Here is a 25,075-nt window from a genome sequence, read left to right on the forward strand (position 1 = left end):
GGGGCGGCGTTCGCGGACGGGCGGAGCTGCTCGATGCCCGGGGCGGCGTTCGCGGACGGGCGGAGCTGCTCGATGCCCGAGGCGGCGTGCGCGGACGGGCCGAGCTGCTCGATGCCCGAGGCGGCGTCGCTCGCGTCGGTACCCGGCTGGTCGCGGGCACCGTCCGGCTGGTGGGCGTTCGCATCGTGGCGGTGCGATCCGAGGCCGCACGGCCACCGTCGTCGGACCCTGCGCGACTCCGCGTGCTTCGTGCGGTCGTTGAGGTCCTGCCGACCGCGCTCCTCGTCGGGGGACTGAAGCGCCGGCTCGGCAGCGTGCCCACGCCCGACCGCCCTTCGCCGGAAGGGACCCCGACTCGCGACGGCGGCCGCGTTTCGCCCGTGCGCGCAGCTCCGCCGTCCCGTGGAACCGCTCTTCGTGACGGCGTGACGCCCACTCGGCTCGGGGGCCTCGTGGCGCCATCTCGCACGTCCGTACCTGTTCGCGGCGTCGCCACGCGAGCACCGGTCCCTACGATCCTGTCGGGCCGCCCACCGTCACCGCTCGTTGCCGGATTCCGCGGCACAGCCTTTCTTCCCACGTCTCCTCGATTGTCACCGCCTGACCGAGGGTCGCTCTTGTAGCCGACCCCGGCCACGGCCCGTCCGTATCCGTAACCGTCGTATCCGTAACCGCCCCGGTGGACGAAGCCGTGCCTTCCCCGATTCCACCGTCCGCCTCCCCACCGATGCGCGTCCCAGTAGCCGTCGCGATAACCGTCCCAGTACCAGCCCCAGGGATCGTGGGCGGTGAAGAGTCCCCACGGACGATAGAAGGGGTCGACCCAGATCGCCGAACTCCATCCCGCCGACCACCCCCAGGCGAAGCTGTGTCCCCAGTAGGGTCGGTACCAGCCGTAGCGGTAGGTCGACCAGAACGGATCGCACTCGATCCGGTAAGCCCAACCCCAGCCGGACTCCCAGCAGGGTCGCAGACGGATGTAGGACGCGTCCCAGTAACCGCCGGACCATCCGTCGCCCCGGCCCTCCGAGTAGATCCCGTATCCGCCCTCGTCGTACCCGTAGCTGCCGCCGAAATACGGGAGCGGGGCGAAGACCGAGCCGGACGGGAGCGGATCCCCGATCCCGAAGGAGACCCCCGCGAAGAGGGGGCCGATGCTGGCGGAGGCCGAGACGGCGACGTGTCCCTGGGCGTGGAGAGTCCCCTCGCCCGGTGAGAACGAGGCACCGGCGGCTAAGGCCAGAGCCGGGAGATGGCGTGCGATTCTGTTCATGGTCGGCTCGCTGGTTGGAGTGCAGGTTCGTACTCCGAAATCGCAAGTATCGTGCCGCCGCCGGGGCTTGCCCAGGCGCCGCCGCGGAAGCCCGGGACGGCAGGCTGAACGAGGCCCGATCTCTCCGTCCGGCGCCGCAACTTGCGTTCTCGGCCATAAAGGTAGTATCTTTCCGGGGTCAAGGCCGAGGTCCATGGGATGTCCCCGACTGAGGACACCACCTCCGTCACGTGTGGACACGCGGACCCGGGTATCCGAACCTCCGATGCCGGGACGGGCAGCTCTGCCGCTCTCGCGAGTACCGGACCGGTCTCCTCGGGGTCCGACAAGGAGACCGCGTTTTGTTGTCGGACCTCCGGCCAAGCCGACATCCGTACCACACAGGTATCGGACATCTTCTCAAACTCCGAAGTGTGATGGATTCCATCCAATCCCCCCCCGTCACCGCGGACCCTTCAAGTGCCGCGGCGTCATCGTCTCCCGGTTCGTCGGAGCCCGGCGACTCGAACAAGCCCAGCGGATCGGGACCCTCGAAGGGACCGCGCAGACCCCGCCGTCCGCGGCGAAGAAGGAAGCCCAGACGGCGGGCCGACCACGGAGCTCCGAAAACCGACCTCCCGAAAGACCCGGAAGAGCTCACCGCCATGTCCAGGCCTCTGGGATTGCTCGAAATCGTGGGAGGAGGGACGGGTTTCATCAGGCTCCGTGAGGCGGGTTACGCCACGAGTCCGAACGACATCTACGTCTCGCGGGCTCTGGTGCAGCGCCACGGACTCCGGCCCGGCGACGAACTCGCGGGTATCGTCGGCACCTCGCGCGGAGGCAAGAACCCGCCGCTTGCTCATCTCGAGCGCGTGAACGACCTTCCTCTCCCCGAGCTTCGCGACCGGCCGCACTTCGACAAGCTCGGAGCCATGCACCCCAACGAGCAATTGGTGCTGGAGTGCGGAAGGTCGGTGCGCGGTCTGCCCGACCCGACCAACCGCGTCGTCGATCTGCTCTGTCCTTTCGGCAAGGGGCAGCGCGCCATGATCGTGGCGCCAGCAAAGGCAGGTAAGACGACGGTCTTGCAGGCCGTCGCCGAGGGGGTCGTCACGAATCACCCCGAGGTGCACCTCATCATCCTTCTTGTCGACGAGCGACCGGAGGAGGTCACCGAAATGGAGCAGACCGGCTTCGGCGAGGTCGTGGCCTCCACCTTCGACCGCAAGGCGGAGCGTCACGCCCAGGTGTCCGAGCTTACCTTGGAGCGAGCCCGGCGCAGGGTGGAGCTTGGTGAGGACGTGGTGATCATTCTCGACTCGATCACCCGGATGGCCAGAGCTTACAACAACCTGGCGGGGGGCAACCAGCGAACTCTTTCGGGCGGACTGGGCTCGAACGCGCTCGAGAAGCCGAAACGCTTCCTCGGCAGCGCGCGCAACATCCCCGCGTCGCAGGGCGGCGGTTCGCTCACCATAATCGCCACCGCTCTCGTCGATACCGGCTCCCGCATGGATCAGGTGATCTTCGAGGAGTTCAAGGGAACGGGGAACAGCGAACTCGTCCTCTCCAGGGAGCTTGCCGACCGGCGCATCTTTCCGGCGATCGACATTTCCGCGTCGGCGACCCGAAAGGAGGAGCTCCTACTCTCCGACCGCACCCTCGCGGTCTCCCACGCCTTGCGCAACCGTCTGGGCGTCATGCACCCGGTGGAAGCGATGCAGGAGATTCTGGGGGCCCTGCGCAAGACACCCAACAATACCGAGCTGGTGCGCTGGGCTCAGGATCTCTGAGCGGCCTCTTCCCGTCCCTCTCCTTCGCCCTCCGCCAGCGCCGCAAGACGGTCCAGGCTCTTCTCCATCTCTTGGGTCTGCCCTTTTTCCATGAAGAGGGCCCAGTAGCCCATGAGTGGGTTCCAACCGAGATCGCCCTTCTCGGTCCACTCCACGAGCGTTCGAGAGCCCTCGGTTTGAAGGAAGACCACGCCGCTCGCCCGCATCGCTTGACCGAATTCGACGGCGTATTCGACGCGTTCGGACGCTTCGGATCGCACCAAATCGAAGGCTCCGCGTCCCACCTCCGGGTCATCCCAGGAGATGGAGGCGCCGGCCCCCCGTTCGGGCCCCGACCGAACGAGACCGCCTTCGGGCCAGGTCGTCCAGCTCCGCCAACCCTCGGGGGAATCGAGGAAATCGAAGATATCGCCGGGCCCGGCATCCATCTCGCGTACCACGCTCACCTCCCAGTCGGAGGGTAGGAGAAATCCGATCGCGAGAAAAACCATTAGCACGAGCGCGCCTCCGCCGAGCACGAGCGCCCCGAGCGAGAATGCGGGTCCTCGACCTGCGGGACTGATCGGCGAGGTCGTCCGGGTGTCTGACGTCATCGAATATGGCTCGGTTGCGGAACGAAACACCCCTGCGGGGTCGGCGTACAGGCCGGCTTGAGCCTGGTGCAAGCGAAAACTAGCTAGGGAGGACCAACGTATGAGAATAGTGGCTGAACGACTCAGCAAGACCTACACCAGCGGGGGTAGGCCGCTTCGAGTTCTGCGCGACGTGAACTTCGATATCGAACCGTCCTCGTTCGTCGCCATCGTGGGTCCGTCCGGGAGCGGAAAGACGACCCTGCTGGGATTGCTCGCGGGACTCGACGAGCCTTCTGAAGGCAAGGTCCTGGTCGATGGAAAAGATCTCGCCGGGCTGGGCGAGGACGGACGAGCCGAGTTCAGATTGCGCCATGTGGGCTTCGTTTTCCAGACCTTCCATCTGCTTCCCACCTTGACGGCCCTCGAGAACGTTCTGGTGACCGTCGAGCTCGCCGGAAATTCGCGCGGGGCGCGTGCGACGGCGGCGGGGCTGCTCACCCGGGTCGGGCTGGGCGACCGCCTCGACCACTATCCCATCCAGCTCTCGGGCGGAGAGCAGCAGAGGGTGGCCCTGGCTCGCTCCTTCGCCAATCGGCCCGGCATTCTCTTCGCCGACGAACCCACCGGCAATCTCGATACGCGCACGGGTGCGGAGATCGTCTCGATCCTTCGCGACATCAATCGCCAGGCGAAGACGACCCTGGTTCTCGTGACCCACGACCTCGAGCTCGCCGGGCTCGCCGACCGGGTGGTCCAGCTCTCGGACGGTCGGATCGTCGATGATCGTCCCGGCGGTTACGTCGGAGCCGCCGCGATCGCGGGATTCGCCGGTGAGTAGGGTCAACGCCGGTTTCGCGTTGCGCCTCGCCCTCCGAGAATGGCGGAACGGCTTCCGGCGGATAGGGCTCTACATGCTCTCGATCGCCGTAGGAGTGGGCGGGCTCGTGTCGATCCAGTCGTTTCGGGAAGAGGTGGTCGACTCCATTTTCGATCACGCTCGCGAGTCCGTAGGTGCGGACGTGCGGCTGACACCCGCCGGCGGTCGTCTCGGTCCCCGGGTTGCCGGCCTGCTCGACTCGCTTGCGGCCGAAGGGACCGAGGTAGGCTTCGTATCGATGGCCACCGGCATGCTCTCGACCCCCGACGCTTCACTCGGAAGCCTGGGACAGGTCGTCGCGGTGAGCGGCGGCTATCCGTTCTACGGGGAGGTGACGAGCGATCCCGCAGACGCATGGACGGGCGAGATCGGTCCGAACCAGGTCTTTCTGAGCACGGCCGTGGCCGCAGAACTCAACGCGAGGCCCGGCGACCCTCTTCGAGTAGGCTCGCTCACGCTCGAGGTGGCCGGCATCGTCTCCGGCATCCCCGGCGCCACCCGCGGAGGTCAGTTCCTGTCCGCCATCTTCGGTGCTTCCGTCTATGTCGCCCCCTCCACGTTGGAACGGAGCAGGCTTCTAGGAACCGGGACGTTGGCAACTCACGAGGCCTTCCTGGTCATGCCGGACCGGAGCGCAAGACGCGAATTCCGCGAAGATCGAGAGTCCTTTTGGATGGAGGAGAGAGTCGACGTTTCGTTCGCCGAGGAGGAGGCCGACCAGTTGGCGGAAGCGGCTTCGATCGCTACCCGCTTCTTCGGCGTGGTGGGCGTGGCGGCGCTCCTGCTGGGCGGCATCGGAGTGGCCAGCGCCATCCACATCTACATCCTCGAAAAGCGCACCTCGGTAGCCGTGCTTCGCTGTCTCGGGGCGGGACGCTGGACCGCGTTCCTGGCCTACCTGATCCATGCCGTAGGACTTGGTCTGGGCGGTGCGCTCCTGGGCGGAGTCCTCGGCGTCGGGATGCAGGCGCTCTTCCCGATCGTGGTGTCTGGACTGGTTCCGGTCGAATTCGGCGTGCGCATCTCGCCCGCGGCCTGGTTGACGGGCATAGGAATCGGGATCTGGGTGGCGCTCGTCTTCGCCCTCATTCCGCTCCTCAAAATCAGAAAGATCTCTCCTCTGGAAGCGTTGAGAAGCGGTTTCGGCGAACGTGGCAAGAGGGCCCTCGACCCTTTGACCATCCTCGCCTGGCTGATCGTACTGGCGAGCGCACTGGTCCTCTGCGTGATCGAGGCTCCCCACTGGGGCGTCGGCCTGGCCTTCGCAGGCACCCTCGTCGTCGCGATCGGTGCGCTGGCGCTGGCGGCATGGGGGATCACGGCCGCGACCCGCAAGTTCTTCCCGAAGAAGATGCCGTACCCCGTGCGCCAGGGCGTATCGAACCTCTTCCGTCCGCATAATCAGACGCTGGCCTTGACGATCGCACTCGGCTCGGGGGCCTTCGTAATCGCGTTGGTGGTGGTCATGGGCGGATCGTTGGGAAGAGCGATGGCCGGCCTCACCGAAGAATCCGGGATAAGCCCGACGGTGCTCTTCTACAACGTCGACACCGACGCACGCGAAACCATCGAAGAGCTGGCCCGGGCGGAGATGGCCGCAAACGACGGGAACGGAGTCGACGAAGAGGGAACGTCGGACGGAAGCGCCGGGATCGACGGCAATCTGTTGATCATTTCGATGTCGGATCTGGAGATCGTCGAGATCAACGGGAGGCTCTACGAGGACATCGTCGCCGAGCGTCCGACGGACGCGCAAGCCGATACGGACCTCGCGAACGACTCCTTCACGAGGGGATTCCAACGAAGGTGGACGGTCACGACTCGGAACGATCTCGAAGACGACGAAGTGATCCTCGAAGGGGAATGGTGGAACGCCATGACCGATCGGATGCCCGGACAGGGTACCGACGACTCGCCGCTGCGGCTCTCGATCACGGAATGGATCGCCTCGGAACTCGAACTGGCAGTGGGCGACACTGCCGTCTGGGAAACGGAGGGCACGTTCGTGGCCACGGTCATTTCGAGCGTGCGCAGCGGCACGCCTCCCAACATCCCCCCGACGACCCAGGCCGACCCGACCTTTAACGGAGTCTTCCTGGATGCGCTCCGGGGAGGGTCGATTCCCCTCGTTCTCGAACCGGGCTCGTCGGCAGCGATCCCGTTTCGCTACATGGCCGGCGCGATCTTCGACGATGCCGAAGCGAATTCGCGGGTCCAGCGGGCGACACTCGCCGCTCACCCCGAGGTCGCGGCCTTTGACTTCCATCGGTTGGTGACTCTGCTCGTCACCGTCCTGGAACGGGTGCGGCAGGGCATATCCCTGCTCGCGCTCTTCGCGATCCTCGTGGGTCTGGTGGTGATGGTCGGGGTACTGGCCACCTCGAGAGCCCAGCGTTTCCGGGAAGGGGCGCTCCTGCGCACCCTCGGAGCGAGTCGTCGCCAGGTTCTGACCGTGCTGCTCACGGAGTTCGTGAGCATCGGTACCTTGGCCACCTTCTGCGGTCTGCTGCTGGGCGCGCTCCTGGCCATACCTCTCATCGTCGTCGGAACCGATGTGGCGCAGCAACCCCAGGTGCTCGAGCTCCTGGGTCTTTGGATCGGGCTGATGGCTGCCACCGCGATCGTCGGGCTGATCAGCAGCCGCGGCCTGCTCTCGAAGCCGCCGCTGGCTACCCTGAGGGGAGAGTAGGCGGGCTCGGAGCGATCTTAGGTTTCGCCTGTTCCCCCGGGGGAAGGGGCCGCTACCGCTGTGCGCTCCAGTCGGCCAGGCGTTCCCCGGCCCTGAGCAGGGTGTCCATCTTCTTGCAGAATGCAAATCGGATGAGATTCCGACCTCGGTCGGGTTCGCTGAAGAAGCTCGAACCCGGAACCGGCGCCACTCCCGCCTCGCGCACCAGCCTGTACGAGAAGGAAACGTCGTCCTCGTCGGCAAGCTCGCTGAAATCCGCGAGCACGTAGTAGGCGCCCTCCGGATTGGAGCACGAGAATCCCGCCTCGGTCAGGGCCTTCAGCACGACCGAGCGCTTCTCGGCGTACTCGCGTCGCATCTCGTCGTAGTACTCGCTCTCCAGCTCGCGGATGCCGACGGCGCAGGCCTCCTGGAGCGGGGCCGGGGCGCCGACGGTGAGGAAGTCGTGGACCTTGCGGATGGCTCCGGTCAGTTCGGCGGGCGCGACGATGGTGCCGATGCGCCAGCCGGTGATGCTAAAGGTCTTGGAGAGACCGCTGACGACCGCGGTCCGGTCGCGCATGCCCGCAAACATGGCCAGCGGCAGGTGCTCGCCCTCGTAGACGATGTGTTCGTAGATCTCGTCGGTGATCGCCAGAATGTCGCGTTCGCGGCAGATGTCGGCGATGACTCCGAGCTCGTCACGGGTGAAGACCCGCCCCGTCGGGTTGTTGGGCGTGTTGACCACGATGGCGCGGGTGCGGTCGGTCACCGCGTCTCGGAGTCTGTCCGGATCGATCCGGTAGTCGGGCGGGTCGAGCGGAACGAATACCGGCGCGGCTTCGCAGAGCACGGCGTCGGGGCCGTAGTTTTCGTAAAAGGGCTCGAATACGATGACTTCGTCACCGGGATCCACCGCGGCGAGCATGACCGTGATCATCGCCTCGGTCGCGCCGCAGGTCACCGTGAGCTCCGTGTCGCCGTCCACCTCCATCGCGTACCGACGGGCGTACCACTCCACCAGAGCCTGCCTGAGCGGAGGAGCTCCCCAGGTGACGGCGTACTGGTTGACGTCGGTTCGGATCGCACGGCAGGCGGCTTCCTTGAGAAGCTCAGGGGCGGCGAAATCCGGAAAACCCTGGGCGAGATTGGTGGCACCGTGCCTGGTGGCGATCCGGGTCATTTCCCGGATCACGGATTCCGTGAACGAGTGCGTGCGTCGAGCCGTGCGAGCAGGTGAAGACATGGGATAAAAATAGCCGCAGCTCGCCTTCACGGGCTGCAAGGGATGAACTATCCGGCCTCCACCACGTCGAGAGCGGTCGTGATCGCTATGGATTTCTTCAACGAACGGTAGACCGGGCACTTGTCGGCGTGAAAACCGTGGACTCGGTCTATGGTCTCCGCGTGCTCCGGCTCCGCCTCCAGCTTGTATTTGACGTGAATCCTGCGGAGGACGAGCACGCCGTCCTCTTCCTTCTCGACCTCGCCGTGCACTTCGGCGGTGAGCCGTCCGTCGCTCGCATCTATCCCGCGCGCCTCCAGCGCGCCTCCGAAGGTTCCCACCAGTCACCCGCCGGTGGACGCCGCCACGTAGTCGAGAGTGGTGGTGATCTCGCGCTCGGGATCCGCGCCGTAGTGCTCCTTCACCGCTCCGTGGACGCCGAACTCCACAGGGCCGGAGTGCGCAGGGAGCCAGGCGTGGCGGTGCGGTCCCTTGAGCCGCTCGATCCGGCTGATGGAAAGGTAGACGAGATCGGACATGGCAACTGGTCGTGGAATCGAAAGGGAGTCCCGAGGGACGGACTGGCCGTAAGCTAATCGAATCGCTTCCGTCTTCAAGATATTCGGGTTATGTTCGGTCATGGTTCCTTACGCCGAGCTCCACTGTCACTCGGGATTCTCTTTCCTTGACGGCGCGTCCCATCCCGAAGAACTCGCGACGCGCGCGGCGGAGCTCGGATACGGGGCTCTGGCCCTGACCGATCACGACGGGCTCTACGGCTCCATGGAATTCGCCCAAGCGGCGAAAAACGCTGGCGTTCAACCCGTCACGGGAGTCGAACTCACGTTGCGCGACACCCTTCCTGGAGACGGACTGCACCATGTGACGCTCATAGCGGAGAACCGGCGGGGATACGCCAACCTCTGCCGCCTGGTGACCGAGGCCCACATGGAGTCGCCGCGCGATCGGGTGGCGCTCCCCCTTGCATCTCTCCTCGCGCGCCCCGAGGGGCTCATCCTGCTCACCGGCTGCCGTCGAGGACCGCTCGCCGCCGCTCGCCGCTCTTCGGTGGCCGACGCCGAATCCTTGATGGCTTCCATCATGGAGAGCTTCGGCGAACGCGGCGTCTTCGTAGAGCTTCAGGAGAACTCCGTGCGCGGAGATCGGACAAGAAATCGCGCTCTGGCATCTTTAGCCGACTCCGCCGGCGTCGGCGTCGTCGCCACCGGCAACGTCCATTACCACGACTCGTCTCGCAGTCGACTTCAGGACGTTCTCGTGTCCATCCGGGAGCGGTCGACTCTCGACGGTTCTCATCGAGCGCGGCGCTCCAATTCGCTCTTCCGGCTTGCGTCGCCCGACGAGATGCGACAGCGCTTCTCGGATCGCGTCGACGCGATCCGCAACTCGGCTCGCATTGCGGAGCGGGCTTCGGCGTTCGATCTCACCGAGGATCTGGGATACGAGTTTCCCGACTTCGACGGCGGGCGGGGAACGAGCGCGCTCTCAACGCTCTCGGCCCTCTGTCGGGCGCGGCTGGAAGAACGTTACCGGCCGGGAAGCCGTGAGTGGGAAGACGCCCGGGAACGGCTCGACACCGAGCTCGCGCTGGTCGATCTCCACGGACTCGCCGGATTCTTCCTCGTCTACCGCGACATCATGAACCTGGCTGCCGAGGTCGCGCACGAGGTTCGCGGCAGCGCGCTCAGGGCGAGCGCCAATCTTCCTGCGGGGCGCGGGCGCGGCTCTTCGGTCTCTTCGATCATCTGCTATCTCGTCGGTCTCTCGCACATCGACCCGGTCAGGAACAGGCTCTTCCTGGGGAGGTTCCTGAACGAAGCTCTGGGCAGCGTCCCCGACATCGATCTCGATTTTCCGCGCGACATCCGCGAGCAGCTCATTCTCCGCATCTACGAGAAATACGGAGACGAACACGCCGGCCTGGTATGCACCTTTCCCACCTATCGCCTGCGCTCGGCGGTCAAGGAGATCGGGAAGACCCTCGAGCTCCCGACGGGAGATCTGGAGAAGCTCTCGAAGCTCGCCGGACAGCGCTCCGCCCGGGGGCTTGCCGAAGAAATGAGGACGCTACCGGAGTTCGGCGAACGCGCGGACTCCCGACCTTGGCGCATGCTGGGCGAGCTCGCCGAAGAAATCGCGGGCCTGCCGCGGCACATATCCCAGCACGTGGGAGGGATGATCGTTTCCAGCAGACCACTCGTCGAGCTCGTGCCGCTTCAGCCGGCAGCATGGGAGGGAAGGGTGCTATGTCAATGGGACAAGGACTCCTGCGACGACGCCGGCTTCGTCAAGATAGATTTTCTCGCTCTCGGCATGCTCTCCCTGGTCGAGGAAACCACCGACCTGATCGCGGAGCGTCACGGGCAGGCCCCAGACCTCTCGCGCATCGACTTCGCCGACGACGCCGTCTACGACCGCCTCTGCGCCGGCGACAACGTAGGCATCTTCCAGGTTGAGAGCAGGGCCCAGATCCAGATGATCCGGAGGACACGACCTCGGAATCTGAGCGAGCTGGCGGTGCAGGTGGCCATCGTGCGCCCCGGCCCCATCGTCGGAGGGGCGGTCAACCCTTATGTGCGCAGGTGCGAGCTCCTTCGCGACAATCCCGACTACGAGGTTGAGTACGCACACCCGCTCCTCGCGGAGCCGCTCGGCGAAACTCTGGGCGTCATCGTCTTTCAGGACCAGGTTCTGGGAGTGTGCCAGGCGCTGGCGGGGTTTTCGGACAGCGAGGGCGAATCCCTGCGCCGGGCTATGAGCCGCAAGCGCTCGCGCGACGCTCTCTCCGCTCACTGGGAACGCTTCCGGGATGGAGCGGCGGCCAACGGCGTGAGCGAGGAAAAGGCCCGCGTGATCTTCACCCAGGTCGTCGCGTTCTCCGAGTTCGGCTTCCCGAAGTCGCACGCGGCCGCATTCGGACTGCTCGCCTATCAGTCGGCGTGGCTGCGGCACTACTATCCGGTGGAATTCTACGTCGGCCTCTTCAACAATCAGCCGATGGGTTTCTATTCGCTCGACGCCCTGGGCCGCGATTGTCGCCGGAACGGCGTGGCCACGCTTCTGCCCGACCTGAACAGGAGTCAGGTGCGCTGCACGGCCGAGGGCGGCGATCTGCGCATCGGCCTTGGGTTCGTGCGCGAGTGGGGGGAGGAGGTCGCGGAGGCCGTGGTGGCCGAGCGTGAGCGGGGCGGCGGCTACGCTTCGTTGCCCGATTTGCTGCGGCGTTCGGAGGTGCGAATCACGACGCGCCGCCTCGCCCGCGCCGCCGTGGAAAGCCTGATATGGGTGGGTGGGATGGATTGCTTCGGCCTCTCCCGGCGCGAGCTGCTCTGGCAGGCCGGTCTCTGGCTGGGTCCGGACGTCGCCGGCTCCGGGGCGGCCGGATCCGAGTCCCGAACCACTCGTCCGAGGCGCCGCGAACCCAGCTTCGGTCTGCCTTTCGAAGACCCGTACTCGGATCTCGCCTTTCCGGAACTCGGAGCTGCCGAACGGATGATGGCGGAGTACGACGCCCTCGACTTCTCGGCGGAGCTCCACCCCTTCGCCCCGCTCCGCGAAGCTCTGCCGAACGACGTTGTCCGTTCCGACGAGCTCCTGGCGGCATCGCCCGGGATCGACGTGACCGTGGCGGGACTCGTAACCACCCGCCAGCGGCCGGCGACAGCGAAAGGATACGTGTTCGTGCTCATGGAGGACGAATGCGGCCCCGTGAACGTCATCGTCCGCCCGCAGATCTACGAGCGTTGCAAGAGCGTGGTCCGCCTCGAACCTTTCCTCAAGGTGAACGGAACGCTGAGAAGAGACGGAGCCACCGTAAACGTCGTCGCGAAACAGGTGGAGAGCCTTCTAGAGGAGAGCAGCGGCGGACACCTCCCAAACTCGGCACCGGCCGCCCCAAGCGATCCGTACCGCTACCTCGCCGTTCTGAGGCGTGATCCCCCCGGCATCAAGAGCTGGGGATGACCGGGAGCCGGGAATGACGGGCGTCGAAAGTGTCGACGCACCGCCGGGAACCGACCGGAGGCGTTCCGGCCACGCGGCGCTTGGCCGTTCGCGTGTCCGCGGACCGATAGAGGCGCCGCCCGGATTCGAACCGGGGATGAAGGATTTGCAGTCCTCTGCCTTACCACTTGGCCACGGCGCCGACGGAGGGTCGGCGGTCTGCCCTGCCGGTCATCGGCGAAAATCACGATGGGCTCGGACAGTGCGACTCGCTCCAACAAGCGGGAAACCGGACTCGAACCGGCGACCCCAACCTTGGCAAGGTTGTGCTCTACCAACTGAGCTATTCCCGCAGGAAAGGAATCTTACCGAGAGGGCGATTTGGTGTCAAGGGCGTGGGCCGGGGACGCCAACCCAGCCATTCCCAGTATCTTTCAGGCCATGCGTGCGAAACTACTCCTCCTCACCGCCCTGGTCGCGGCTTCGGCGTCGAGCTGGACGCATCTCGGGTCCGGACGCCTGACGGCTCAGACGGCGACCCGGCTGCTCGACGAGACTCTGGCGCCCCGCGGCTACCTGCGCCTGGGAGCCCTGCCGTCGTTCACTTCGTGGGATTCCCGTTACGGCCTCAAGATCGAGGACGGCGTCGAGACCCGCGCGGTCGAATCCCTGGGCGACGTCCTCATCGACGAGAGGGGCGCAATCTTCCCGGGTTTCACGGACATGGAGAACCATATCCGGGCTCTGATCGACGATCCGGATTTCCTTGGTTCGGCGGGTTCGTCGGACGCCGCGCTCCATCAGGATATCACGAGGGTCGACATCGGAGCTCATTACGGAGTCTTCGACTGGCTGACGGTGGGCGTGAACCTACCTCTGGTCAAGACCCGCATGGCCTTCGAGAACTCCCTGTGGACAGGGGAGGATGCCAATCTCGGCGTGAATCCGCTCCTCCAAAACGCAGGGGAGGTGGCGCGCCTCCTCGACGGACTCGCCGCCGCGACCGCGGCCGCCGGAAACTACGCGACCGGCCGGTGCTCGTCCGATCCCGGCTCGAACGTCTGTCGGGACGCGCAGGCGCTCAGCGCCAGGATCGCCTCGTTCGAGAGTTCTGCGCGAGGCGCCTACACGAGCTCGTTCGTGTTTCCGATGGAGGGGACTGCGGTGGCCGATTCCCTGGCGGCCGCGCTTGCCCGGCTGGAAGCCGACCTGGCCGTGGCCGGCGTACGGAATCTGCCGTCGATGGTCTTCGCCACGGACTGGTTCACCGCTTCCGCGATCACCGAACTGCCCTCGCAGACCTTCATCGGCGCCGAGCCGATCGCGCCGATCGACGGGGAGTGGAAACTGGGGGATGTGGAAGCGAGCCTCCTGGCGAGAGTTCTGGAGGGGACTACGGGGGACCCGACCGCTCCGACCGCAGCCTACCACGTGACCGCCGGAATCACGGGCCGTTTCGGCACCGGCGCCCCGGACGCGCCCGACCGGCTCTTCGACCTGGGAACGGGCGACGGCCAGATCGACATCGAGGCGAGGGTCGTCGGCGCCTTCAGGTGGCGCAGCTTCGCCGGCGTGCGGATCGGTGCCAGGTACGGCGTCCAGCAGCCGCTGGTGCGGGAATTGAGGATCGCGTCGCCCGACGACATCTTTGCACCGCTTTCCACCCTGAGCTCGGCGACCTGGCATCCGGGGTCGTACCTTGGCGTGGACGCGGAACCCGCATGGACGGTGACCGACGAGCTCTCGGTGGTGGGAGCGTACCGCCTGTTCGCAAAGAGCCGGGACCGCTTCGTTCTCGACGTTGCGGAATCCGGCGCCCCTGATCCTGCCGCCCTGGAGCTGGAGAGCGGTGCGACGTGGCATCGCGCCGGTCTGGGAATACGCTACTCCACGACCGACCCTCTCGGAGCGAGGATGTCATCTCCATTCGAGGTGAACATCCGCTGGCTCTTCCCGGTGGCCGGTTCCGGGGGACAGGTTCCGGTCGCGAGCTCGCTCGAAGTGGGAATTCGCCTATTCCGGAGGATGTAGCGGGCCGCGATTCCGCAGGCGGTTACGTCCGCTCGAAGATCGACCGACCGGCGCTGAGCAGGTCTTCGCATCCCTCGCTGACGCGCGCCGCCATCGACGCTTCCGCCTTCTTGAGATAGGAGCGCGGATCGTAGAGCTTCTTGTTGCCGACCTCGCCGTCGATCTTGAGCACACCCTCGTAACCCGTCATCATGTGGTCGGCGATGGGTCGGGTGAAGGCGTACTGAGTGTCGGTGTCGATATTCATCTTGACCACGCCGTAACCCAGCGTCTCGCGAATTTCTTCCCGGGAGCTGCCACTTCCTCCGTGGAAGACGAGATCCATGCGCGCCTCCTCGCCGTACCGGGAGATCACCGCCTCCTGGCCGTTGCGGAGAATCTCGGGGCGGAGCTTGACCGCTCCCGGCTTGTAGTGGCCGTGCACGTTGCCGAAGGTGGCGGCGAAGGTGAAGCGTCCGATCTCCCGGAGCCCTTCGTATACCGCCAGCATGTCCTCCGGTGTCGTGTAGAGGTGTTCCTCCGGAGTATCCTCCGATCCTGCAGCGCCGTCCTCCTCGCCACCTACCACGCCGGCCTCCACCTCGAGGATGATCTCGTGTTCGGCGGCCAACGCAAGATATTCCCTCGAAATTTCGATGTTCTCTTCGAGCCTGAGCGCGGATGCGTCGAGCATGTGGTTCTGGAAGAGATTGCCCTCTCCCCGCGCCCGTCGCTCGGCGGTCGCGCGAATGAGCGGCTTCAGGAATTCGGCGGCCTTCTGCGGCTGGCAATGGTCGGTGTTGAGGGCGAAGAGCACGTCGTAACGCTCCGCCAGGCGATGAGCGGCCTCGGCGAGCACGATGCAGCCGTGGGCCGCATCCGCCGTTTCAAGCCCCGCCGCGAACTGCCCGGCTCCGGTCGAGAACTGGATGATGCCGTCCGAACGCGAGTCGCTGAAACCCTTCATGGCGGCGTTCAGCGTGACGATGGAGGTCACGTTGACTGCAGGATACGCGTAATCGCCGTCCTGCGCGGCATCGAGCATCGCGGCGAACTCGCGGGGCGTGGCTATGGGCATGGCTCGGTGGGGAAGGGAGGGATGGCGCGGCGGTTCCCTTGGGACGCGGCAACGTATCGCTGGAGGGGATGGTTGGGATAATAATAGGATGTCCCGGTACCGTACCGGTGTGCATGTTCGAGCAAGCGATCCCACGGTGAGAGCCGGACGCTCTCTTCCACAGGCTTCAGCTTGGGGCCCGCGCGTACCCCGGGCACACCGGGAGTCCGCTGGACATGCCAGTCAAGACGCTCAAGCCGGGAGTCCACGGCGTCCCGGGCGGTGAGAACATGATTGCGTTCTCCAGACTTGTGCCCTTCCATGCCTGAACCCCGGTCCTACGACCCGCTCGACTATCGTAACCCGACTGCCAGCTTGGTCAAAGAACTGATGGGCAGGAGCCCTGAGAAGCTCGCGAAACGGCCTGATTCGAGCCACTGGTCCAGCCTGGCCCGGTCCCGGGTCCGCAGGGTCTTACCTTAGCCTCCGGACCCCGAGGGCCAGCGCCCCGGCCAAAGCCGATCCGGCTATCCCGAGGAGCGCCGGATCAAGCAGCCGATGGGCGTCCCCGAGGTCGCTCAACCGGACGATGAAGAGCACGGCGACTCCGAAGGCTATGGTCGCGAGCGCTTCGAGCGTCCCGAATCGAGATCGATAGATCCCTGCAAGCACAGGCACGAACAGGCTGACAGACAGGATCGAGTAGAAAAGGGTGAGCTGACCGACCACGCTGGGATTGGCAATGGCGAGCAGCACCGCTCCCGCTCCGGCGATCGCCGCAGTGAAGCGCGCCACCCGGAGAAGATCCCTATCGGAGGCCTCGGGACGGAGATGGCGCTTGTAGAGGTCCTTCGAAAGCGAGGTGGTCAGCATGAAGAGGACCGCGTCCGCCGACGACACTTCGGCCGAAAACACCGCCGCGAGCGCGAGCGCTCCGACTGCGGCCGGAACGCCGTAGGTGAGCACCGTGGGCACAGCCAGTTCGGCGCTTCCCGCAAGCGAGGGGTCGTGGACCCGGGCGAGCAGCCCCAGCGCCACCGGAACGCAGGCGAACAAGAGAAGCACGACGCCCTGAAGAACGATCCCCAAACGTAGCGAGCGCTTGTCGCGAGCCCCGAACGCCTTTTGCAGCAGCCCCGGCGACACCATGAAGGCCGGCACCAGCAGAGCTGCGAGCACCCACCCGGATCCCTCTCCATTGAGGAAGCCGGGAAGCCCGTGGGCGAGCTCCGAGCCCACGACCTTATCCCAGCCGCCGGCGCGCACCATCGCCACGGGCACCAGAACCGCCATGCCTCCCAGAAGAACGACGAGCTGGACCATGTTCACCCACGCGCTGGCCAAGAGGCCTCCGGTCGCGAAATAGGTGACGACGAGAGCTCCGCCCAAGGCCGCTCCCAGCCAGGTCGGCGCTCCCAGCACCCAGGTCAGGATCTGCGACATGGCGACGAGTTGAGCGGCGAGCGCGGCGAGACCGGCGAACCATAAAATCACCGCCACCGCCGTCCGTACCGACTGACCGTAGCGGTATTCGAGAAAATCGCCCGTGGTAAGCAGCCCTTCCCGTTTGGCGATCTCCCAGATGCGTGGGCCGATCCATAGGCCGAGGAGCATGGATCCGATCCCTGCGGAGCCGACCCACCACCAGGCCGAAAGCCCTTCCCGGTAGGCGAGGCCGGACGCCGCGATCACCGAACCGGCGCCGATGTTGGCCGCAAGGAAGGTCGAAAAGGTAAGCCCGGCGCCAAGCCGCCTCCCGGCCACGAAAAAGCCGGACGCGTCGCGTACGCGCCTGGCCAGCCAAATGCCCAGGCCTGCGAGGGCCAGAGAGTAGGCGAGGATGGCAAGGAGCTGAAGATTGACCGTCATGGTGAAGAGTACCCCGGACAGGTTCGGGTCGTTACTATCTTTCGCGTGCCGGCGGAGTTCGACGCCTTCCGGCGTCCTCGTCCGCCTCGTTCAGACGCCCGGGCCACCCGGGCCAAGCCACCAGGACCTCGCTCGTGCCCGGATCCCATCTCGACAGCCTGGTCCGAAACTTCCGAGCCGGACGCATAGGCGCTCTTGCACGAGCCATATCGATAATCGAGGACGAGCGAAAGGGATACGACACCCTCGCGCGAGAGTTGCTCGGTGGTCCTCCCGCAGCCCGTCGAACCGGCTTCACGGGTCCGCCCGGAGCCGGCAAGTCCAGCCTCCTGACAGCCGCGACCGAAACCTACCGTTCCGACGATGAGCGGGTCGGGGTGGTGGCCGTCGATCCGACCTCCCCGTACTCCGGCGGAGCGCTGCTCGGCGACCGAATTCGCATGAACGATCTCGCGACCGACCCCGGTGTCTTCATTCGCTCGATGGCGACTCGAGGTTCCTTGGGAGGGCTGGCAGGCGCAACCCGCGAAGCTCTCGATCTCATCGACGCCTTCGGCTTCGAGCGGATACTCGTCGAGACCGTGGGCGTGGGGCAGACCGAGCTGGAAATTGTGAGCGCGGCCGATACCGTGGTGGTGGTGCTGGTGCCGGAATCCGGAGACTCGGTGCAGGCCATGAAGGCGGGTCTGATGGAGATAGCGGATATCTTCGTAGTCAACAAGGCCGACCGCCCGGGGGCCGATCGGTTGGCCCGCGATCTCAGGCAGGCCCTCAGACTGCGCGAGGAGGTGGTGACCAGACCGGCCGCCGGTCATCACGGAGTCGACCTGACGTCGGTGCGGGTCCGCCGAAACGAGGCGACGGAAGGGGGCGACCGATCCGGCTTGGAGCCTGATGCGCCCGCATCCCGACGCCCCGCCCGCAAATCTCCGAGAAAGGACGAGACGAAGTGGAGGGTCCCGGTGCTTCCGACCGTCGCCCACCGGCGGGAGGGCGTTCCCGAACTGCTCGCCACGATCACCCGACATCGGGAGTGGCTGGAGAGTTCTGGCGAACTGCGCAGGCGGCGAGAACTGCGCGCGGGAAGCCGGGTGCGCGACATCGCCGAGCGCGAGCTGATCGGAAGACTTAAGGGTGCCGGATGGGCCGAAGAGCTCATCGAGAGCCAGGTTGGAGAGATCGCGGCCGGTCGCGTGACGCCCTACGACGTCGCGCGTGAGATCACCGACCGCCTGCTTCGACTCTGACGCTCGTTCACCGAATCGAACCGGAGCCCGAGCGACGGGGTAGCACGCACACGGTGACCCACTCCTGATTCGCAACCACATGTCCAACACCAGCACTGCGCCCGGCACCTCCGAGAGCCTGATCCGGGTCCTGGAAAGCAAGGAAACGGAGATCGCCGATCTTCGCGCTCGCCTGGGCGCCTGGGAGGCCGCCTACGGAGAGCTTCCCAAGCGTCCGCACCTCGTCGACTCGGCGGGGAAGGAGGTGCCGCCGCTGGCGACGCCTTTCGACTCCGGCGGTTCCTACCTTTCCGATGTCGGCCTTCCCGGCGAGTATCCGTTCACGCGGGGTCCTTACACGAGCATGTACCGGACCAGGCTGTGGACCATGCGCCAGTTCGCCGGTTTCGCCACCGCCGAGGAAACCAACGCGCGCTATCGCTATCTCCTCGAACAGGGTCAGACCGGTCTTTCGGTCGCCTTCGATTTCCCGACGCTGATGGGCTACGACTCCGACCACCCGCGTTCGCTCGGAGAGGTCGGCGTGTGCGGCGTGGCGATCTCTTCCGCAGCCGACATGGAACGTCTCTTCAAGGGCATACCGCTCGACCGCGTGTCGGTCTCCATGACCATCAACGGACCTGCCGCGATACTCTTCGCCTTCTACGTGGTCGCCGCCGAGCGCCAGGGCGTCGATGCGGCGCTGCTGCGCGGCACGGTGCAGAACGACATCCTGAAGGAGTATCAGGCTCAACATGCGTGGGTCTATCCGCCCGAGCCCGCCCTGCGCATCATCGTCGACATGCTGGAGTGGTGTTCGACCAACACTCCGAAGTACAACCCCGTCTCCATCTCCGGCTACCACATCAGAGAAGCCGGCGCCACCGCCGCACAGGAGCTCGCCTTCACACTCGCGAACGGCTTCGAGTACGTGGAACGGGGTCGGAGACGCGGTCTTGCGGTCGACGCCTTCGCGCCGCGGCTTTCCTTCTTTTTGGACGTGCACAACAACCTCTTCGAGGAGGTCGCCAAGTTCCGGGCCGCCCGCCGTATCTGGGCCAGGCATCTCCGCCATCGCTACGGCGCTCGGGATCCACTCTCCTGGAGACTGCGCACGCATGCGCAGACCGCAGGGGTCACCCTGACCGCGCAGCAACCCGAAAACAACGTCGTGCGAGTGGCCTACCAGGCGCTCGCCGCGGTCCTCGGCGGCACGCAGTCGCTGCACACGAACTCCATGGACGAGACGCTCGCTCTCCCGACGAGGAAGGCGGTACGCATAGCGTTGCGCACGCAGCAGATACTCGCTCACGAGTCCGGCGTCGCGAACTCCATCGACCCGCTGGCCGGATCCTATTTCGTCGAGGCGCTCACCGACGAGCTGGAACGGGATGCGGAGGAGTACTTCGAGGAGATCGAGGATGCCGGTGGAGTGGTGCCCGCCATCGAGAGCGGATGGTTCCAGAGGGAGATCGCCGCATCGGCGGCTCGCCAGCAAGGCGAGATCGAGAGCGGGGAACGGATCGTGGTCGGCGTCAACGCCTTCACCGGCGGTTCGGAGGAGATCGAGATCGACACGTTGCGGATCGATCCGAGCGTGGAGGAGCGTCGAGTGGAACGCCTGCGGGAGCTGAGAGCCGCGAGGGATGCGGCCAGGGCCGAGAGCTCGATCGAAGCGCTGCGTGGGACGGCAGCCGGTTCGGAGAATCTCATCCCGCGCCTCATCGACTGTGCGCGAGCCGACTGCACGCTCTTCGAGATAAGGAATGCGATGGAGACGGTCTTCGGAGCTTACCGGGAGCCGGTTTTCTTTTGAGCGCGGGACCGGCCGGCGTCCCCGGACGCAGAATCAGAATCCTCGTCGGGAAGCCTGGGCTCGACGGCCACGACCGGGGCGCGAAGGTGATCGCAAGCGCCTTCCGCGACGCCGGATTCGAGGTGATCTACACGGGTCTCCATCAGACTCCGGAGATGATAGCGGCCGCCGCCGTTCAGGAGGACGTCGACGTGGTCGCCCTCTCCATACTCTCCGGCGCCCACATGACGCTCTTCCCCAAGGTGCAGGAGCTGCTCCGGGAGCAGGGAGGGGAACATGTGCTCATCACCGGCGGAGGCATCATTCCGGAGGAAGACGCCAAGGCATTGCGGGAGAGAGGGATAGGACGCATCTTCGGACCAGGAACCTCGACGCGAGACGCTATCGAGTACGTACGCGGCTGGTTCGAAGAAACGGCCGCCTGAGTGGACGGCGACCAGCAGGCCGCCCGCGGACGCCAGCGCATACTCGCGGACGAACTCCTCGAGCTTCGCGAGCAGCTCTACCGAGGCGGAGGCGCCCGACGTGTGGAGCGTCAACACTCCAAAGGTAAACTGACGGCCCGCGAACGCGTCCGGCTCCTCTTCGACGAGGGCGAAGACTGGTTCGAGATCGGCCTTCTGCTCGGGTACGACCTTTATGAAGGGGGAGCCCCGTCCGCAGGGGTCGTGACGGGAGTGGGACGTGTCCACGGGCGCCCCGTCGTGGTGGTGGCCAACGATGCCACCGTCAAGGCGGGCTCCTGGTGGCCGGAAACGATCACCAAGATGCTCAGGGCCCAGGAAGCGGCGATGGGATGCGGCCTCCCCATCGTCTATCTGGTGGACTCGGCCGGGGTCAATCTTCCTTATCAGAGCGGGGTCTTCCCGGGGCGTTACGGCGCGGCGCGCATATTCCGCAACTGCTCCATTATGCGCCGCTGGCTCCGCATTCCCCAGATCGCGGCCGTGATGGGACCCTGCATTGCGGGAGGGGCCTACCTGCCGGCGCTCTCCGACCTGATCATCATGGTCGAAGGCAGCTCGTTCATGGGGCTGGGAGGCCCCAACCTGGTCAAGGGAGCCACGGGACGGAATGTCGACGCCGAAGAGCTCGGCGGCGCTCGTCTACATGTCGAGATCAGCGGCGTGGCGCACCGCACGGCGCCCGACGACGAGACCTGCGTGGAGGAGATCAGGGATCAGCTCAAGGCTGTGGCGTCGGCACCCGCCCCGGATGCCAAGAAAGCCACCGCGTCGGCGGTGAGACCCGCTGCGGATCTCTACGAGCTGCTGCCTGACGACCATCGTCACCCCTACGACGCCCGGGAGGCGCTCGCCTGCATCGTCGACGCGAACTCTCTCCGTCAATTTCAGGAGGGCCACGCTCCGGAACTCATCTGCGCTCGGGCGACCGTTGCGGGAAGAAGGGTGGGAGTCCTCGCGAACGCTCGCGGCATCTTCCCGAGGCCGGGTGGCGACGGACCGCCGACGCTGGGCGGGATCATCTACACCGAGAGCGCGCGCAAGGCGGCCCGCTTCATCGACATCATGGATCGACAATCCATACCGCTCCTCTTCATCCAGGACGTATCCGGGTTCATGGTCGGTCCCGAGGCCGAACGTTCCGGGATCATCCGTGCGGGCGCCGACTTCGTCGAGGCGATGGCCACCGCGAAGGTACCGCGCATCGTCGTGACGCTCAACCACGCATCTGGAGCCGGATATTACGCGATGGCAGGGCAGGGGTTCGATCCGGATTTCATCCTCTCGCTTCCGGGGGGACGCATGGGGGTGATGGAGGGGGCAAGCGCCGTGGCCGGCCTCTTCGAGTCGCAACTGGCCACTCTGAGGGAGAGGGAAGAGGTGCGGGACGAAGCGGTCAGGGCCGAATACGACAGGCAGCTCGACGCCCGCTTCGCCGCCGCGCGCGGCTTCGTGGACGCCATCGTCCTGCCCGAGGAGCTTCGACCTTACCTGGCGCTTCTGCTGGACGCGACGCGAGGAAAAAGGGAGCGTCGGACGCCGGAGGAGTTGGGTATCAGGTATCTCGGAGCCGATGGATTCGGTGGGGACGGCGGGTTCGGTGAGGGTGGATTCGGTGGGGACCGCGAGCTTGACGAGGTCCGCGATTCGGACGGAGGCGGTCGGGCGTGAATCCGTCGCACAAAGAGCTTCGCCGCGTGGTGAGAGTGGCGAACGGGCAAGGATTCTGGGGCGACGACCGCGAGGCCCCGGTCCGCCAGATCGAGGGAGGCGCCATCGACTATCTCACCCTCGACTACCTGGCCGAAGTGACGATGTCCATCATGCGCCGAATGAAGGACAGGAATCCGGACACGGGGTACGCCACCGACTTCGTACCGCTGATGGAGCGAATCTTTCCGGAGTGCGCGAGCCGGGGCGTCACCGTGATCGCGAACGCGGGCGGAGTCAATCCGGCAGGGTGCGCTCGGGCCGTCGCCGATGCGGCAGCTAGAGCCGGGACCCGTGCCCGGGTAGCGCTGGTTCGGGGCGACGACATCGCCGATCGGCTCGAAGAGATCACCTCTTCCGGTCACACCCTGTCGCACATGGAGAACGGCGAGCCGTTGACGACCGTGCTCGATCGCGTTCGCTGCGCCAACGTCTATCTCGGAGCCGCTCCCGTGGTCGAGGCGCTCGCTAGGCTGGACGCCCAAAGGGATGCAAGCAGGGAAGGGGCCGCCTCGAAAGCGAAGGTCGTGGTCACTGGCCGGGTCGCCGACGCTTCTCTGACCGTGGCTCCCCTCGTGCACGAATTCGGCTGGTCCATGCGGCGCTTCGATCTTCTGGGAGCCGCGACGGTCGCCGGCCACGTGCTCGAGTGCGGAGCGCAGGCGACCGGCGGCAACTGCATGCACACCTGGTGGGAGATTCCCGATCTCGCTGCGGTCGGCTTTCCCATCGTCGAGGCAGGGGCCGACGGTGGAATCACAGTCACCAAGCATGTCGGAAGCGGAGGCCGGGTCGATCGGGCGACGGTGACCGAGCAGATCCTGTACGAGATCGGTGACCCTGCGGCATACGCCACACCGGACGTGATCGCCGATTTCACCGGCTTGAGCCTGGAGAGCGACGGTCCCGACCGGGTGAGGGTGCGCGGTGCCGGGGGTCGGTCCCGACCCGAACGTCTGAAGGTCTCGATAGGGGTGGCATCCGGTTGGCGCGCCACCGGAACGATGACCTACGCGTGGCCCGACGCGGCCTTGAAGGCCCGTGCGGCCGCCCGTCTGCTCGGAAGGCGTCTGGACCGGCTCGGTCTCGGTTTCAACGAGACACGGGCCGAGCTCGTGGGCTGGGATTCCGCACTGGGACCGCTTTCCGGACCGCCGCCGCCGGATTTGCCCGAGGTCGAACTTCGGTTCGGGGTTCGCTCCGAGTCCCGCGCCGCCGTCGAGCGTTTCAGCCGCGAGATCGCGCCGCTCGTGCTCACCGGACCGCCATCGGCCACCGGCTACCTGGGCGGGCGGCCCCGCGTCCAGGAGGTGATCGCCTTCTGGCCGGCGCTGATCGACCGCGACATGGTGGAGCCCTTCGTCACCGTCGACGTGGTCGAGGTCTGATCCGATGGCGAAGCTGCGACTCGTCCATCTCGCGCACGCCCGGTCCGGCGACAAGGGCGACACAGCCAACATCGGGGTGATCGCCTACCGCTCCGAGGACTACGATCTGCTGGCGAGAGAGCTGACGGCGTCGCGGGTCGAGAACCATCTCGCTCCGTTCGGCATCGGCGACGTGGAACGCTTCGAGCTTCCCGGCCTCTCGGCCTTCAATTTCCTAGTGCGCAACGCGTTGGCCGGAGGCGGCACGGTCTCGCTCAGAACCGACTCTCAGGGCAAGGTTCTTTCGAACGCCCTGCTGCGCATGAAGATCGACGTTCCGGACAAAGTCGCGATGGAGCGAGCCGGGAAAGGCTACGCGCCGGTCGGTCCGGAAACGGAGGGGTCGCCTTGAACGTGCCAAAGGGCGGGCGCAGCTCCCTGGTGGCCGCCGACGTCGATGGCGGGGTGCGTCGGATCGAGCTCCGTCGCGGACGCAAGCGCAACGCCCTCTCGCGTCGTCTGGTGGAAGGGCTGGCCGGAGCGTTGCGGGAAGCCGCCTGCGACCCCGAGAGCCGGGTAGTCGCCATCTGCGGCGAAGGCAGCGATTTTTCGGCCGGCGCCGACCTCGTCGAGCTGGCGGAGTCTCGCGAACTTTCGCGCGAGGAGCGTCTTGAGGACGCCATGCGCCTGGGCGAACTCTTCAAGCAGATCCGGAACCATCCCCGGCCCGTCGTGGCGACCGTGCGCGGGCGAGCACTGGGCGGCGGATGCGGTCTGGCGATCGCCTGCGACGCCGTACTTGCGAGCGACGACGCCCGTTTCGGGTTCCCCGAGCTGCACATCGGCTTCGTTCCGGCGCTGGTGATGGCCATGCTCCGCAGAAAGCTTCCTGAGACGCGCATCTTCGATCTCGTGGCCACCGGGAAACCGGTGTCGGCCGCCCGTGCCGCCGAGATCGGCCTCATTACCAAGGTGTTCCCCGGGGAAAGCTTCGATTCCGGCGCTGCCGAGTACCTGCGCGATCTGGCCGGGCGCCCTCCGGGAGCGATGAACGCCACCAGGAAGCTCCTCGCGGAGAGCGACGGGCTCTCCTTCGACGAGGCGATGGCGCTGGGAGCCCACGTGAACGCCGAAGCCAGGGAGTCGGACGAACTTCGCGACGGCCTCGCGCGCTTCTTCCGCCGCCGCTGAGGTCGGATC

19 protein-coding genes, 2 tRNA genes and 1 pseudogene are annotated in these 25,075 nt (G+C 66.1%); 13 read left to right on the plus strand and 9 right to left on the minus strand.

Features of this window, described 5'->3' with window-relative positions; genetic code table 11:
- The coding region (locus tag J4G12_01170) for a hypothetical protein (protein MCE2454418.1) at positions 1-1,273 on the minus strand (1,273 nt) is incomplete at its 3' end.
- A 644-nt stretch (positions 1,274-1,917) separates the two neighbouring features.
- Here J4G12_01170 and rho point away from each other — a divergent pair.
- Complete coding sequence (gene rho, locus J4G12_01175; GenBank protein ID MCE2454419.1) at positions 1,918-3,048, plus strand: transcription termination factor Rho; 1,131 nt, start codon at positions 1,918-1,920, stop codon at positions 3,046-3,048.
- On the opposite strand, the gene J4G12_01180 is transcribed toward rho, so the two are convergent.
- Positions 3,036-3,641, minus strand: coding sequence for an SRPBCC family protein (locus J4G12_01180; GenBank protein ID MCE2454420.1), 606 nt, complete (start codon positions 3,639-3,641; stop codon positions 3,036-3,038). The two genes, rho and J4G12_01180, sit on opposite strands and share 13 nt — an antisense overlap.
- A gap of 100 nt (positions 3,642-3,741) precedes the next feature.
- On the opposite strand from J4G12_01180, the gene J4G12_01185 reads away from it, so the two are divergent.
- Both J4G12_01185 and J4G12_01190 read left to right on the plus strand, forming a co-directional pair.
- Positions 3,742-4,461: an ABC transporter ATP-binding protein gene (locus J4G12_01185; GenBank protein MCE2454421.1), complete on the plus strand. Its 720-nt coding sequence runs from the start codon at positions 3,742-3,744 to the stop codon at positions 4,459-4,461.
- On the plus strand, positions 4,454-7,189 hold the full coding sequence (locus J4G12_01190) for an FtsX-like permease family protein (GenBank protein MCE2454422.1): 2,736 nt from the start codon (positions 4,454-4,456) through the stop codon (positions 7,187-7,189). The genes J4G12_01185 and J4G12_01190 overlap by 8 nt, the downstream gene beginning before the upstream one ends.
- A gap of 52 nt (positions 7,190-7,241) precedes the next feature.
- Here the strand turns inward: J4G12_01190 and J4G12_01195 are convergent, their stop codons facing one another.
- The 3 genes from J4G12_01195 to J4G12_01205 are packed head-to-tail and all read right to left on the minus strand — an operon-like array spanning position 7,242 to position 8,932.
- On the minus strand, positions 7,242-8,414 hold the full coding sequence (locus J4G12_01195; GenBank protein ID MCE2454423.1) for an aminotransferase class I/II-fold pyridoxal phosphate-dependent enzyme: 1,173 nt from the start codon (positions 8,412-8,414) through the stop codon (positions 7,242-7,244).
- A 47-nt stretch (positions 8,415-8,461) separates the two neighbouring features.
- On the minus strand, positions 8,462-8,734 hold the full coding sequence (locus tag J4G12_01200) for an OsmC family protein (GenBank protein ID MCE2454424.1): 273 nt from the start codon (positions 8,732-8,734) through the stop codon (positions 8,462-8,464).
- Between the two features lie 3 nt (positions 8,735-8,737).
- Positions 8,738-8,932, minus strand: a complete 195-nt coding sequence (locus J4G12_01205) for a hypothetical protein (GenBank protein MCE2454425.1) — start codon at positions 8,930-8,932, stop codon at positions 8,738-8,740.
- Positions 8,933-9,032: 100 nt separating this feature from the next.
- Here J4G12_01205 and J4G12_01210 point away from each other — a divergent pair, with 100 nt between their 5' ends.
- Positions 9,033-12,377, plus strand: coding sequence for a DNA polymerase III subunit alpha (locus J4G12_01210; GenBank protein ID MCE2454426.1), 3,345 nt, complete (start codon positions 9,033-9,035; stop codon positions 12,375-12,377).
- Between the two features lie 110 nt (positions 12,378-12,487).
- Here J4G12_01210 and J4G12_01215 read toward each other — a convergent pair.
- Positions 12,488-12,558, minus strand: a tRNA-Cys gene (locus J4G12_01215).
- Positions 12,559-12,636: 78 nt separating this feature from the next.
- Positions 12,637-12,709, minus strand: a tRNA-Gly gene (locus tag J4G12_01220).
- Between the two features lie 88 nt (positions 12,710-12,797).
- Between J4G12_01220 and J4G12_01225 the strand changes: the two genes are divergently transcribed.
- A complete protein-coding gene (locus tag J4G12_01225) occupies positions 12,798-14,387 on the plus strand; it encodes a hypothetical protein (GenBank protein ID MCE2454427.1) in 1,590 nt (529 codons plus the stop codon).
- Positions 14,388-14,409: 22 nt separating this feature from the next.
- On the opposite strand, the gene fbaA is transcribed toward J4G12_01225, so the two are convergent.
- Entirely contained in the window at positions 14,410-15,444 is a 1,035-nt protein-coding gene (fbaA, locus tag J4G12_01230) for a class II fructose-bisphosphate aldolase (GenBank protein MCE2454428.1), read from the minus strand.
- Between the two features lie 158 nt (positions 15,445-15,602).
- Here fbaA and J4G12_01235 point away from each other — a divergent pair.
- Positions 15,603-15,719, plus strand: a pseudogene (locus J4G12_01235) (DNA (cytosine-5-)-methyltransferase).
- A 178-nt stretch (positions 15,720-15,897) separates the two neighbouring features.
- Here the strand turns inward: J4G12_01235 and J4G12_01240 are convergent.
- The gene (locus J4G12_01240) at positions 15,898-17,292 is read right to left on the minus strand and encodes a sodium:solute symporter family protein (GenBank protein MCE2454429.1); all 1,395 of its coding nucleotides are present in this window, start codon (positions 17,290-17,292) and stop codon (positions 15,898-15,900) included.
- Between the two features lie 134 nt (positions 17,293-17,426).
- On the opposite strand from J4G12_01240, the gene meaB reads away from it, so the two are divergent.
- The 7 genes from meaB (at position 17,427) to J4G12_01275 (ending at position 25,066) form a co-directional block, all read left to right on the plus strand.
- Positions 17,427-18,539, plus strand: a complete 1,113-nt coding sequence (meaB, locus tag J4G12_01245; GenBank protein ID MCE2454430.1) for a methylmalonyl Co-A mutase-associated GTPase MeaB — start codon at positions 17,427-17,429, stop codon at positions 18,537-18,539.
- 79 nt (positions 18,540-18,618) lie between these two features.
- The gene (locus J4G12_01250; protein ID MCE2454431.1) at positions 18,619-20,334 is read left to right on the plus strand and encodes a methylmalonyl-CoA mutase; all 1,716 of its coding nucleotides are present in this window, start codon (positions 18,619-18,621) and stop codon (positions 20,332-20,334) included.
- Positions 20,331-20,759: a cobalamin B12-binding domain-containing protein gene (locus J4G12_01255; GenBank protein MCE2454432.1), complete on the plus strand. Its 429-nt coding sequence runs from the start codon at positions 20,331-20,333 to the stop codon at positions 20,757-20,759. The genes J4G12_01250 and J4G12_01255 overlap by 4 nt, the downstream gene beginning before the upstream one ends.
- Complete coding sequence (locus J4G12_01260; GenBank protein ID MCE2454433.1) at positions 20,760-22,469, plus strand: acyl-CoA carboxylase subunit beta; 1,710 nt, start codon at positions 20,760-20,762, stop codon at positions 22,467-22,469.
- Between the two features lie 26 nt (positions 22,470-22,495).
- The gene (locus J4G12_01265; protein ID MCE2454434.1) at positions 22,496-23,896 is read left to right on the plus strand and encodes a DUF1446 domain-containing protein; all 1,401 of its coding nucleotides are present in this window, start codon (positions 22,496-22,498) and stop codon (positions 23,894-23,896) included.
- A gap of 4 nt (positions 23,897-23,900) precedes the next feature.
- A complete protein-coding gene (locus J4G12_01270) occupies positions 23,901-24,287 on the plus strand; it encodes a hypothetical protein (protein ID MCE2454435.1) in 387 nt (128 codons plus the stop codon).
- The gene (locus J4G12_01275) at positions 24,284-25,066 is read left to right on the plus strand and encodes an enoyl-CoA hydratase/isomerase family protein (protein MCE2454436.1); all 783 of its coding nucleotides are present in this window, start codon (positions 24,284-24,286) and stop codon (positions 25,064-25,066) included. Before J4G12_01270 ends, J4G12_01275 begins: the two co-directional genes overlap by 4 nt.
- Positions 25,067-25,075 lie beyond the last annotated feature (9 nt).

The organism is Gemmatimonadota bacterium (assembly GCA_021295815.1).
Taxonomy (GTDB): domain Bacteria; phylum Gemmatimonadota; class Gemmatimonadetes; order Longimicrobiales; family Gaopeijiaceae; genus JAGWBQ01.